General features: G+C 69.6%; 12 protein-coding genes and 1 pseudogene. 8 read left to right on the top strand and 5 right to left on the bottom strand.

Annotated elements, in window-relative coordinates:
* Window positions 1-62: 62 nt before the first annotated feature.
* On the bottom strand, window positions 63-491 hold the full coding sequence (locus IE277_RS02350) for an NUDIX hydrolase (RefSeq protein ID WP_189947994.1): 429 nt from the start codon (window positions 489-491) through the stop codon (window positions 63-65).
* Between the two features lie 281 nt (window positions 492-772).
* Between IE277_RS02350 and IE277_RS02345 the strand changes: the two genes are divergently transcribed.
* On the top strand, window positions 773-1,510 hold the full coding sequence (locus tag IE277_RS02345) for a GntR family transcriptional regulator (protein ID WP_189947992.1): 738 nt from the start codon (window positions 773-775) through the stop codon (window positions 1,508-1,510).
* 456 nt (window positions 1,511-1,966) lie between these two features.
* Window positions 1,967-2,596 (top strand): annotated as a pseudogene (locus IE277_RS02340) (tyrosine-type recombinase/integrase); the annotation flags it as partial.
* 231 nt (window positions 2,597-2,827) lie between these two features.
* Here the strand turns inward: IE277_RS02340 and IE277_RS02335 are convergent.
* The gene (locus IE277_RS02335; protein WP_189947988.1) at window positions 2,828-3,226 is read right to left on the bottom strand and encodes a hypothetical protein; all 399 of its coding nucleotides are present in this window, start codon (window positions 3,224-3,226) and stop codon (window positions 2,828-2,830) included.
* 555 nt (window positions 3,227-3,781) lie between these two features.
* Between IE277_RS02335 and IE277_RS02330 the strand changes: the two genes are divergently transcribed.
* Window positions 3,782-5,233: an aldehyde dehydrogenase gene (locus tag IE277_RS02330; RefSeq protein ID WP_189947986.1), complete on the top strand. Its 1,452-nt coding sequence runs from the start codon at window positions 3,782-3,784 to the stop codon at window positions 5,231-5,233.
* A gap of 2 nt (window positions 5,234-5,235) precedes the next feature.
* Entirely contained in the window at window positions 5,236-5,469 is a 234-nt protein-coding gene (locus tag IE277_RS02325) for a ferredoxin (protein WP_189949166.1), read from the top strand.
* Window positions 5,470-5,520: 51 nt separating this feature from the next.
* On the opposite strand, the gene IE277_RS02320 is transcribed toward IE277_RS02325, so the two are convergent.
* On the bottom strand, window positions 5,521-6,168 hold the full coding sequence (locus tag IE277_RS02320; protein WP_189947984.1) for a TetR family transcriptional regulator: 648 nt from the start codon (window positions 6,166-6,168) through the stop codon (window positions 5,521-5,523).
* A 221-nt stretch (window positions 6,169-6,389) separates the two neighbouring features.
* Here IE277_RS02320 and IE277_RS02315 point away from each other — a divergent pair, with 221 nt between their 5' ends.
* From IE277_RS02315 to IE277_RS02300, 4 genes are all read left to right on the top strand, one after another.
* Window positions 6,390-7,814 carry a glycosyltransferase family 4 protein gene (locus IE277_RS02315; protein WP_189947983.1) on the top strand — a complete coding sequence of 475 codons (1,425 nt, stop codon included), beginning with the start codon at window positions 6,390-6,392 and terminating at the stop codon, window positions 7,812-7,814.
* Complete coding sequence (locus IE277_RS02310; RefSeq protein WP_189947981.1) at window positions 7,808-8,572, top strand: class I SAM-dependent methyltransferase; 765 nt, start codon at window positions 7,808-7,810, stop codon at window positions 8,570-8,572. Before IE277_RS02315 ends, IE277_RS02310 begins: the two co-directional genes overlap by 7 nt.
* Complete coding sequence (locus IE277_RS02305) at window positions 8,569-9,639, top strand: prenyltransferase/squalene oxidase repeat-containing protein (RefSeq protein ID WP_189947979.1); 1,071 nt, start codon at window positions 8,569-8,571, stop codon at window positions 9,637-9,639. Before IE277_RS02310 ends, IE277_RS02305 begins: the two co-directional genes overlap by 4 nt.
* Before the next feature lie 115 nt (window positions 9,640-9,754).
* Window positions 9,755-10,327, top strand: a complete 573-nt coding sequence (locus tag IE277_RS02300) for a hypothetical protein (RefSeq protein WP_189947977.1) — start codon at window positions 9,755-9,757, stop codon at window positions 10,325-10,327.
* A gap of 14 nt (window positions 10,328-10,341) precedes the next feature.
* Here the strand turns inward: IE277_RS02300 and IE277_RS02295 are convergent, their stop codons facing one another.
* Both IE277_RS02295 and IE277_RS02290 read right to left on the bottom strand, forming a co-directional pair.
* Window positions 10,342-11,352 (bottom strand): LLM class F420-dependent oxidoreductase, encoded by a 1,011-nt coding sequence (locus tag IE277_RS02295; protein ID WP_189947975.1) that lies wholly within the window; start codon window positions 11,350-11,352, stop codon window positions 10,342-10,344.
* A 114-nt stretch (window positions 11,353-11,466) separates the two neighbouring features.
* A complete protein-coding gene (locus IE277_RS02290) occupies window positions 11,467-12,336 on the bottom strand; it encodes a DUF5336 domain-containing protein (protein ID WP_189947973.1) in 870 nt (289 codons plus the stop codon).
* Window positions 12,337-12,372 lie beyond the last annotated feature (36 nt).

The following is a 12,372-nucleotide window of genomic DNA, read 5'->3' as shown; positions in this document are numbered from 1 at the left end:
CAACGCTGCTCGGGTCTCCTACGAAAGCGACGCATTACGAGTTGTGAGGTCAAGCGTCACGGTCAGTCGGAATCAAGGACACGGCGCCCGTCATGCGAACGCACATGGGGGGTCAACGCGGGGTCGAGCGCATCCCTCACCCGAACCGCGAAGACTTCACTCATCCACTTGTCGGCTTCATCGGGTGTAAGCCACTCGACGGCCGTCGATTCGCTCGACGTCCGCTCCGCGCCATCGATCGCGCGGCACCGGAACACAAGCGCAACCACACCCATCTTCATGTTCTTGTACACGCCGGTCAGACGCTCCACCTCCACGTGGATGCCGGTCTCCTCCAGCACCTCACGGATGGCGCCTTCCTCTGGACGTTCGTCCAGCTCAAGGACGCCACCCGGCGGCTCCCACGCGCCATTGTCCGCGCGACGGATCGCGAGTACGTGGCCGTCTTCACGCACGACCACACCGGCCACCGAAACCGAATGAAGTGGCATGGCGTCCCTTCCGAATGGCACTGACTCATTTTCAGCCGCGCCCTGGAGGGCGCAGCCTGATCATGGGGGGCTGTGAGTGGTGGCCGGTAGCCGTGGTTGTGGCTGCTATAGGCGTACGTCGTGATGTAGCTCATGAGGCGAGTTCGACCAGGTCACGCGGCTCTGCGACACATGCGACCTCCTCCCTGTGGCACCTGCTTGGGTTCGTGGCTCTCCTGAGATCACGTACCAGACGCGTCTGTGTCAAGCTGGTATCCGAAAACCACCCTAGGGAGGACTTGATGGCGGAGACCGCCAGGGAGATCGCTGACGAGCTGCGGGAGCGTATTCGGTCAGGCGACCTCGGCCCCGGCGCCCGACTCCCGGGTGAGCCGACGCTGGTCAAGGGCTACGGGGTGGCCAAGGAGACAGCTCGACGCGCCTTGACCCTGTTGGTGACCGAAGGACTCGCTGTGCGCCGGAGCGGTAGCGGTACGTATGTCCGGGAGTTCCAGCCGATTCGGCGAGTGGCGAACTTGAGGCTTTCCGAAGAGCGCTGGGGCGGAGGTCGGTCCGTCTGGAGCGCTGACGTTGGCCAGCGCCCCATGAGCGTGACCGAGCTGCGCGTCTACGAGGCGTCCGCTCCGGAGGACGTGGCCCAGATCCTCGAATTGGAGGACGGCGCCGCCGTCATCATCCGTGACCGCCTCTTCGCTGTCGAAGGCGAACCGGTGCAAGCCGCGGTCTCGTACCTCCCCGCCGACCTCGTGCGAGGGTCAGCGATTGCGCAGGAGGACACCGGGCCGGGCGGTACATACGCGCGCCTCGCGGAGCTGGGAGCAAAGCCCGTCCGTTTCGTGGAGGAACTGCGGGCGCGGATGCCGAGTCAGGAAGAGTCCGAGCGTCTGCACCTGGCTGAAGCAACGCCGGTGGTCGAGATCTATCGCACCGCGCTCACGGAGGACGGCAAGCCCGTTGAAGTGAACAGGATGCTGCTGGACGCCGGCGCGTATGTCATGGAGTACCGCATCACAGGCTGACCAGAGTCACAGCAACCCCGAAGGGGCCCGCCATTGGTGGGCCCCTTTTTCGCGGCCGTTGACCTCCCTAGGGAGGTGTGCTTTAAATGTCCCTAGGGAGGTTCGCCGCCCGGGGGCTCCGAAAGGGGCTTATCCGGCGTGCGCGGACGCCTCAGGGGCCCGGGACAGAGCGGGCCGAGGGCGCCGGGGTCCTGGTCATCAACCCGAGGGCTGAGACCGAAAGGTCACGTCTCCATACGCCTGAACCGGGAGCGCGCTCCCGAAGGAGACAACGAACTGACTGCTCAGCGACTCGAAGGAGTGGCTGTGATCCGTCGACATACCTGGGGTGCCGCCGGTACGGACCGGTCGGCGGCATCCGCGCTTCATTCCGGTCCGTCTCTCTGGCTTCGCGGCGCCTCGCGCTGCGGCCGGTTGCCTCTCCCGCCCGTCCGGGCCGCCTGCGCGGAGCTGGACGGTAGTGGCTGTGGCTTGCGGCAAGGTGAGATCTTCGGGCTTCCCGTGGATGAAGTCGGCTTTCTGAAAGGGTGGTTGCACGTCGCGTACCAAGTGAAGCTGGTTGACGGGCAGGCTGTGTTCGCACCGCCGAAGCGTGGCAAGGTGCGTGACGTGCCCTTGCCCGAACGGGTTGGGCAGGTGTTCGCCGCTCACATGAAGCGAATCCCGCCCGCGGACGTGACGTTGCCGTGGCTTGTCCTGGACGGGTGGCCCGTGACCAAGAAGCTGTTGTTCACTGCTCCCGAAGGCGGTGCGCTCGTGCGGAACAACTTCAACGTGCAGGCGTGGAAGCCTGCCCTCGTGGCCGCCGGCGTCCTCCCGGAGCCCGAACGGGGCCAACGGATCGTGGAGTCTCGGGAAGACGGAATGCATGCCCTGCGGCACTTCTACGCGTCCGTTCTGCTCGATGCGGGAGAGAACGTGAAGGCGCTGAGTCGGTATCTGGGTCACAGCGACCCGGGGTTCACCCTGCGGGTCTACACACACCTCATGCCGAGCAGTGAGAGCCGCACCCGGAGGGCGGTCGACGGTATGTATCGGGCGGTCGACGAAGGGAACGACGGGCCACAGACAGCCCACGTGGCATGAAGTCACCCCGTACCAGCAGCGAACCTGCTGGTGCGGGGGCATTCGGTGTCGCCCAAGGGCCGGAGGTTCGCTCGTCGTGGGTCTCCGGAGGCGTTTGGCAGTCCCCTCGCCCTGGAAGCACTCACGCCGCCCAAGAATTCTTGCCCAGCGTCGAGCCCCCGTTGCCTTCGGCGATGACGGGGGCTTCTTCGCATGCCTTGAGGTGCCTCTCAGTCTGACAGGAATTCGGCGTCAGGGGCTCATCTCCTGGATTGGTGTGTAGACCTCGTCGTCGGCTGGGCCGCCCGAATCGGCCCTGCGGAGCCATATCTGAGCCTTTACCTCTTCGTCGCCTATTTCTGTATCCAGCTGATCACGAAATACCGTGATCGACTTCTGACGACTCACGACGGACGAGAAGGCCGTGAATCGGTCTGGGATCGGGTAGGGGGTGATCTGATCGTCGCCGCCGCCGAAAGGAGCGCCGCGGTCGTCCTCCCAAAGTTTCACTGCGTCGTCGAAATCGCCGCCGACTTCGTCGTCCCTGAAGTTGACATCGTAGGAGACCGTTATTTCCCAGATGCTCTGGTCCGCAGGCAGCGGTCCGAATCCAGTGATATTTTGGTTGGAAATTTGCGCCATCTCGGTCACTCCGCCTCGTGTCGTCATCTGCCTTGATGGTTCGTCCGGTTCACCCCCTCGGCGTCCTTGGACTTGCCCCTTCTGTACCTTTTGGCTTCACCGTCTTCTATGACACTACCGTGGCTCACTCATTGCAACCTGGAGGGGGCGCGAGAAATTAGGCTGAGGAAATATGTCGCTGTCAACGAAATGAGTGCCGTTCGTAGATGGAGAAGTCGAACGGTTTCCTGGCGTCATGGCTGGGCAGCCGATGACGCCGCCATGCGCCGGGGCCAAGGGCCGTATCGGCTGCACTGGGGTGGTGCGGGTGCGCGGCCGTGGTGCCAGGCGGAGGTTGGGGCAATCCGTTCCGTGCCATGGTGTTTAGCCGCGTAGCCAGAGCCGCACCCGGAAGGCCGTCGACGGCATGTGTCGCGCGGCCCGTGGAGGCGATGACGGCCCACAGGCGGCCCATGTGGCCTGGTGGGAGCCTATTTAGCCCCGGCTCTGGCTTAGTTTAACTAGAACTGATATCAGTTCTGAAACAGCGTCAGAAGCATGCGGTGCGGCGGGAGGCACGCGGCCATGACCGAGCTCGTGGAACACGGACAGCTGTTCATCGGCGGGGAGTTGACCGATCCCCTGGGCGAGGACGTCATCGAGGTGATCTCCCCGCACACCGAGGAGGTCATCGGCCGGGTGCCGCACGCCTCGCGGCAGGACGTGGACCGGGCCGTGGCCGTCGCGCGCCGTGCCTTCGACGAAGGGCCGTGGCCGCGGGCCGCACTGGAGCAGCGGATCGAGGTCGTCAGCCGGATCAAGGACGGCATCGCCGCCCGGCACGAGGAGATCGCGCGCGTGATCTCCTCGCAGAACGGCTCGCCGTACTCCTGGAGCGTCCTCGCCCAGGCGCTCGGCGCGATGATGGTGTGGGACGCGGCGATCAGGGTCGCGCGGGACCACCCGTACGAGGAGCGCCGCGACGGCGTCCTCGGCCCGATCCTCGTCCGGCGTGAGCCGGTCGGCGTGGTCGCGGCCGTGGTCCCCTGGAACGTCCCGCAGTTCGTCGCCGCCGCCAAGCTCGCGCCCGCACTGCTGGCCGGCTGCACGGTCGTACTGAAGCCGTCCCCGGAGTCCCCGCTGGACGCCTACCTGCTGGCCGGGATCGCACGGGACGCCGGTCTCCCCGAGGGCGTGCTGTCCGTGCTCCCCGCCGACCGCGAGGTCAGCGAGTACCTGGTCGGCCACCCCGGCATCGACAAGGTCTCCTTCACCGGCTCGGTCGCGGCGGGCAAGCGCGTGATGGAGGTGGCCGCCCGCCATCTCACCCGGGTGACACTGGAGTTGGGCGGCAAATCGGCGGCGGTGGTCCTCCCTGACGCGGACGTGGCGACGGCCGTGGCCGGCATCGTCCCGGCCGCCTGGATGAACAACGGGCAGGCCTGCGTGGCCCAGACCCGCATCCTCGTCCCGCGCACCCGCTACGACGCGTACGCCGACGCCTTCGCCCAGGCCGCGGGCGCGCTGAAGGTCGGCGACCCGCTGGACCCGGCGACCCAGGTCGGCCCGCTGGTCGCCCGCCGCCAGCAGCAGCGCAACCTCGACTACATCCGGATCGGGCAGGAGGAGGGCGCCAAGGTCCTCACCGGCGGCGGCCGCCCGGGCGGGCTGGAGCGCGGCTGGTACGTCGAGCCGACCCTCTTCGGCGACGTCCACAACGCCATGCGCATCGCCCGCGAGGAGATCTTCGGCCCGGTCATCTGTCTGCTGCCGTACGGCGACGAGCAGGAAGCGGTGGAGATCGCCAACGACTCGGACTACGGCCTGTCCGGCAGCGTGTGGACGGCCGACGTCGAGCACGGCATCGACATCGCCCGGCAGGTGCGCACCGGCACCTACTCCGTCAACACCTTCAGCCTGGACATGCTCGGCCCGTTCGGCGGCTACAAGAACTCGGGCCTGGGACGGGAGTTCGGCCCCGAGGGCTTCGGCGAGTACCTCGAACACAAGATGATCCATCTGCCGGCGGGGGCGTGACCATGGGCGACCGCTGGCACATCGAGGTCGACCGGTCGGTGTGCATCGGCTCGGCCCAGTGCGTCCACCACGCCCCGGACGACTTCTCCCTCGACGCCGCCCGCCAGTCCCACCCGGCGGCCCCGGACACCGACGCGAACGAACCGATCCTCCAGGCGGCCGAGAGCTGCCCGGTGGAAGCCATCCTCATCACCCTGCGGGACAGCGGGGAGGCGGTGTTCCCGCCGGAGGAGTGACGCGCGTGCCCGTCGGGGGCGGAACGGACTCGACGGGCTCCTCCCGCCGCGTCACGCCGAGCCCGTGCCGCCCGGTTCCGTCAGGTCGATCAGGCGGCACACCGTCTCGATGTCGATCTTCACCTGGGCGATCGAGGCGCGGCCCGAGAGCCAGGTGATCAGGGCCGAGTGCCAGGTGTGCTCGATGACGCGGACCGCCGAGAGCTGCTCGGGGGTGGGGTTCTCCAGGCCCATCGCGTCCAGGATGATCAGGGTCGTCTGGCGTGAGACCTGGTCGACCTCGGGCGAGACGCTGCGGTCGGCGAAGGTCAGCGCGCGGACCATCGCGTCGGCCAGGTGCGGTTCGCGCTGCAAGGCGCGGAAGGCCCGCATCAGGGTCTCGGCGACGCGCCCGGCGGCCGTCTCGCCCGCCGGGGGCTTCTTGCGCAGGGTGCCGTGCATGTGTTCCAGCTGGTCCTGCATCGTCGCGACCAGCAGATGGATCTTGGAGGGGAAGTAGCGGTAGAGGGTGCCCAGGGCCACCTGGGAGGACTCCGCCACCTCACGCATCTGTACGGCGTCGAAACCGCCCCGGCTGGCGAGCTGGGCGCTCGCGTGCAGGATCCTGCGGCGGCGGGCCTCCTGGCGCTCGGTGAGCGGAGACGAAGGAGACGGCGAGGGCCGGGACGTACTGGCTTCCACCTTGGATTCCACAGGCATGGGTCCCGTTCCGTGACAGTCGGTGAAGGCGTCGGTTGGGGCACGTGATCACACAGCATGGCAGGGCGGCGCGCCGTGGCGCGAATCACCTGATCCACTGCTCACAGCGCCCTTACCTGCCGGTAGATTCGAAGCCTCTTGAACGATCAAGTCTGAAACTTGTTCTAGATTACCGTCCCGTCGTAGTCTCGCGGGACAGCGCAGGCAGAAGGGGGCACGGAGTGACCGCTGAGGCCCGGGATGCGGGAGCCCAGGAGGACCCCGCAGCCGACGGCGGGCGACCGCTCGACATCGCGCTCCTCACCTATAAAGGGAACCCGTTCTGTGGCGGCCAGGGTGTCTACGTCCGGCATCTGTCGCGTGAGCTGGCCCGGCTCGGCCACCGGGTCGAGGTGATCGGCTCGCAGCCGTACCCCGTCCTCGACGAGGACGACGAGGGCAGGGACAGGGGCGGCGACGGGCGCCGCACCGGCCGGCTCACCCTCACCGAGCTGCCCAGCCTCGACCTCTACCGCCAGCCCGACCCCTTCCGCACGCCGGGGCGGGACGAGTACCGGGACTGGATCGACGCCCTCGAAGTCGCCACGATGTGGACCGGCGGCTTCCCCGAGCCGCTGACCTTCTCGCTGCGCGCCCGCCGCCATCTGCGCGCCCGGCGCGGCGAGTTCGACGTCGTCCACGACAACCAGACCCTCGGGTACGGACTGCTGGGCGACATCGGCGCCCCCCTGGTGACCACCGTCCACCACCCCATCACCGTCGACCGGCAGCTGGAGCTGGACGCGGCCGAGGGCTGGCAGCGACGCTACTCGGTGCGCCGCTGGTACGCCTTCACCCGGATGCAGAAGCGTGTCTCGCGCCGGCTGCCCTCGATCCTCACCGTCTCGGGCACCTCCCGGCAGGAGATCGCCGACCACCTCGGCGTCCGCGACGACCGCGTCCATGTGGTCCACATCGGCGCCGACACCGATCTGTTCGCGCCGAATCCGGCCGTGCCCGAGGTGCCGGGCCGGATCGTCACCACCTCCAGCGCCGATGTGCCGCTGAAGGGACTGGTGTTCCTGGTGGAGGCGCTGGCCAAGGTGCGCACCGAGCACCCGGCCGCCCATCTCGTCGTCGTCGGCAAGCGCCCCGAGGAGGGCCCGGTCGCGGCGGCGATCGAGCGCTACGACCTCGATGGCGCCGTCGAGTTCGTCAAGGGCATCTCCGACGCGGAGCTGGTCGACCTGATCCGCTCGGCCGAGGTCGCCTGTGTGCCCTCGCTGTACGAGGGCTTCTCGCTGCCCGCCGCCGAGGCCATGGCCACCGGCACCCCGCTGCTCGCCACGACCGGCGGCGCCATCCCCGAGGTCGCCGGCCGCGACGGCGAGACCTGTCTCGCCGTACCGCCCGGCGACGCGGGAGCGCTGGCCGCCGGGCTCGGCCGGCTGCTCGGGGACCGTGCACTGCGCAGACGGCTCGGCACGGCGGGCCGGGAACGGGTGCTACGGCACTTCACCTGGGCCCGCGCCGCCGAGGGCACCGTCGCCCACTACCGCGAGGCCATCGCGCGCGCCGGCGGTCTGCGCCGGCCGCACCCCGAGCAGACCGAGGGCCGTCCCGCGGCCGCAACAGGCGTCTACACCGAAAGCAGGGCCACGTGCTGACCGTCGACTTCTCCCGGTTCCCGCTCGCCCCGGGCGACCGAGTCCTGGACCTCGGCTGCGGGGCCGGCCGGCACGCCTTCGAGTGCTACCGGCGCGGCGCCCAGGTCGTGGCCCTGGACCAGAACGCCGAGGAGATCCGCGAGGTCGCCAAGTGGTTCGCGGCGATGAAGGAGGCCGGTGAGGCCCCGGCGGGCGCCACCGCCACCGCCATGGAAGGCGACGCCCTCGCGCTCCCCTTCCCGGACGAGTCCTTCGACGTCGTCATCATCTCCGAGGTCATGGAGCACATCCCCGACGACAAGGGCGTCCTCGCCGAGATGGTGCGGGTCCTCAGGCCGGGCGGCCGTATCGCCGTCACCGTGCCCCGCTACGGCCCCGAGAAGGTCTGCTGGGCGCTGTCCGACGCCTACCACGAGGTCGAGGGCGGCCACATCCGCATCTACAAGGCCGACGAACTCGTCGCCAAGGTCCGCGAGGCGGGCCTGAAGCCGTACGGCAGCCATCACGCGCACGCCCTGCACTCGCCGTACTGGTGGCTGAAGTGCGCGTTCGGCGTCGACAACGACAAGGCGCTGCCGGTACGGGCGTACCACAAGCTGCTGGTCTGGGACATCATGAAGAAGCCGCTGGCCACGCGGGTCGCCGAGCAGGCGCTCAACCCGCTGATGGGCAAGAGCTTCGTGGTCTACGCGACCAAGCCGCACCTGCCGCGCGTCACGGAGACCCAGACCGGGACGTCCGGGGCGGCCGCCAAGTGACCACTCCCCGGACAGAACACCTCGTCCTGCCCGGGGTCCTCACCGCCGAGCAGGCCGCCGCGACCGTCCGCGGCATCCTCGCCGTGCAGCGGGAGGACGGCGCGATCCCCTGGTTCCGCGGCCACCACCTGGACCCGTGGGACCACACCGAGGCCGCGATGGCCCTGGACGCGGCCGGCGAGCACGAGGCCGCGGCACGGGCCTACGAATGGCTCGCCCGGCACCAGAACGCGGACGGCTCCTGGTACGCCGCCTACGCCGACGGCGCCCACGACGACGTCACCGACCGCGCCCGCGAGTCCAACTTCGTCGCCTACATAGCCGTCGGCGTATGGCACCACTACCTCTCCACCGGCGACGACACCTTCCTGGACCGGATGTGGCCGGCCGTCTACGCGGCCATGGAGTGGGTGCTCGGGCTCCAGCAGCCCGGCGGCCAGATCGGCTGGCGCCGCGAGGACGACGGCACGCCCACCGCGGACGCCCTGCTCACCGGCAGCTCCTCGATCCACCACGCGCTGCGTTGCGCCCTCGCCATCGCCGAGCAGCGCGAAGAGCCGCAGCCGGACTGGGAGTTGGCGGCCGGAGGACTGCGCCACGCGATCCGTCGGCACCCGGAGCGCTTCCTGGACAAGGACCGCTACTCGATGGACTGGTACTACCCGGTCCTCGGCGGCGCCCTGACGGGCGACGAGGCCAGGGCCCGTATCGAGGAGTCCTGGGACCGCTTCGTCGTACCCGGCATCGGCGTGCGCTGCGTGATCCCGAACCCCTGGGTCACCGGCGGCGAGTCCTGCGAACTCGCCCTGGCCCTGTGGGCGACAGGCGAGTCCGACCGCGCCCTGGACATCCTCCAGTCCATCCAGCACCTGCGCGACGAGGCGAGCGGCCTGTACTGGACGGGCTATGTCTTCGACGACGACGCCATCTGGCCCCGCGAACTCACCACCTGGACGGCCGGCTCCCTGCTGCTCGCGGTAGCGGCTCTGGGCGGCCACGAGGCGACGTGCGCGGTGTTCGGCGGAGAGCACTTGCCAGGGGGCCTGGACCCCGACTGCTGCGTCTGAGCACCGGGTGCCGCAGGGCACCGGGGGCCGATGTCCCCCAAGTGGCGGATCCCATCCGACCGGGCCACCCTGCCAAGGGAAGCAACGACTCGGGGCCAAACGTCCGGAGGACTCCGTGGACGTACCGATCCGGCGCCTCTTCGTGGCGCTCACGCTCTGTACCGCCCTGCTGGCCGGGGCCACGGCCTGTGGCACCAGCGAGAACAGCAGTACGAAGACCACCGCGGCGGTCCAGGCTGTCCCCGCCGCCGACACCCCCAGCCCGACCACGTCCGCCGAACGGCAGAAGTTCGCCAAGACCCGGTTCGTGGCGAACGCCGGCCTCGCCGCCGGAGCGACCTACCAGTGGATCGTGAAGCCCTGGAAGGCCGGCAAGTTCAAGAAGGGCGCCAAGGGCCGCCGCACGGCCCTGCTGAAGGCCGGTCTGGCCGGCGCCTTCACCTACAACCGCCTCAAGGCGGCCCAGCGCAACGCCCAGGGCGACCCGACGCTGTCCAAGGCGCTCGCGCCGCTCGGCGCCGGCATCGACGCCCTGAAGAACCTGCCGTCCAAGCTCCGCGGCGGAGACGACGGCGCGGCCAACACCTTCAACGACATCATCGGCAAGGTCAAGGACGCGGGCGCGAGCGCCGGCGCCCCGGTCAAGGACCAGGTGCCCTCCGCATCCCAACTCGCCAAGGGAAGTTAGGAGTTCGGCTCCGGCTAGGAGTTCAGCTCCGCCAGCACCCTGAGGCTGTGCGGGTCCGGGGACAGGGCCAGCAGGTCCGTCACCGGGCCCGCGCGCCACAACTGAAGCCGCTCGGCGATACGTTCGCGCGGGCCGACCAGTGAGATCTCGTCGGCGAAGGCGTCCGGCACGGCCAGCACGGCCTCCTCCCGCCGCCCCGCGAGGAACAGCTCCTGGATCCGCCGGGCCTCCTTCTCGTACCCCATGCGCGCCATGAGGTCGGCATGGAAATTACGCGCCGCGTGCCCCATGCCGCCGATGTAGAAGCCCAGCATGACCTTGACCGGCAGCAGCCCCTCGGCGATGTCGTCGCACACCTTCACTCTCGCCATGGGCGCCACCACAAACCCCTCGGGCAGCTCGCGCACCACGTCCCCGTACACCTCGGGCCGGCTCGGCGCCCAGTACAGCGGCAGCCAGCCGTCGGCGATCCGGGCGGTCTGCGCCACGTTCTTCGGCCCCTCCGCGCCGAGCAGGACGGGCAGATCGGCCCGCAGCGGATGCGTGATCGACTTGAGCGGCTTGCCGAGCCCGGTGCCGTCCGGCCCCCGGTACGGCACCGGATGGAACCGCCCGTCCGTCTCCACCGGCGCCGCGCGCCGCAGCACCTGCCGTACGACGTCCACGTACTCCCGGGTCGCGGTCAGCGGCGACTTCGGGAACGGGCGGCCGTACCAGCCCTCCACCACCTGCGGCCCGGACAGTCCGAGCCCGAGCAGCATCCGTCCGCCGCAGAGATGGTCCAGGGTGAGCGCGTGCATCGCGGTGGCGGCCGGTGAGCGGGCGGCCATCTGGGCAACGGCCGTGCCCAGCCTGATCGTTGAGGTCCGCGCCGCGATCCAGGTCAGCGGGGTGAAGGCGTCCGAGCCCCAGGACTCCGCGGTCCACACCGAGTGGTAGCCGAGCCGCTCCGCCTCCTGCGCGAGCGGCACATGACCGGCGTCCGGACCGCGCCCCCAGTACCCGAGTGCCAGACCGAGCCGCATACTCCTGCCTCCTGACGATCCGTCAGTTCACGGTCGGGAGGCGACTGTACGACAACGGCCCCCCGCCCGGAAGGGCGAGGGGCCACGGTACGGCGGTGTGCGGGGCCCGGGGCCTCAGCCGCGCTGTATGCCGGAGGTGTCCTGGAGCACACCCCGACGGCCGTCCTGGGTCTGCGCGATCAGCTGCGCACCGCGCTGCTCGACGGCCAGGTACCAGGTGCCCGGCGCCAGTTCGGCGATCGGGTTCTGCGAACCGTCCTCCGGGAACAGCGGGCGGGTCACCGGCACGGCGAACCAGAACGGCGAGAAGTCCGCCGCGGCCGGCTGCGCGACGCCCGGCTGCGGCGCCGGAGCGGCACCCTGCGGGGCCGGAGCCGGGGCCGGAGCTGCCTGCTGGCCGAACGGCTGGCCCGGCTGCGGCTGCGCACCGTACGGCTGGCCGGGCTGCGGCTGGGCACCCGGGTAGCCGTAACCACCGGGCGGCTGGGCGCCGTAGGGCTGCGGCGCGACCGGCTTCGCGGCCGGGAGCAGCGCGCCCTGGAGGGCGGGGACCAGCGGGGTGGCGATGGCGGCACCGGCCATGACCAGGGTGGCCACGAGGGCGAGAATCAGACCCGAGCCCGCGCTCGGCGCCTGGTCTCCACCACCGCCGCCGATGTTGTCGAGACCGCCGACGGGGTCGACCACGTTGCCGAGGGCGCTCCATGCGGCGAAGACCGTGAAAGCGACGCCGAACGCGCCGAGTTCAAGGCCGGCGACCTTGCGCGGCTGCGGCAGGGCGCGCGACACGACGACCAGCGCGGCGCCGATGATCCCCGCCAGGACGACGCCGAGCAGGACTGGTCCGCTCTCCCAGAGGTTCGGCAGATCGATGCTGCTGGGCACATCCTTGTACGAGTAGTTGTCGAGGAACGACGCGATCAACAGCAACACCGCTGCCACGATCACTACGCCGTCGCCTCGCGTGAGGGAGCGGATATTCACTTCGGGTCCTTCGTAAGTCGTCTCGTCGTCGGTAGA

The sequence above is a fragment of the Streptomyces alanosinicus genome, assembly GCF_014650595.1.
Classification (GTDB): domain Bacteria; phylum Actinomycetota; class Actinomycetes; order Streptomycetales; family Streptomycetaceae; genus Streptomyces; species Streptomyces alanosinicus.
This window is presented reverse-complemented; position numbering and strand designations above follow the sequence as displayed.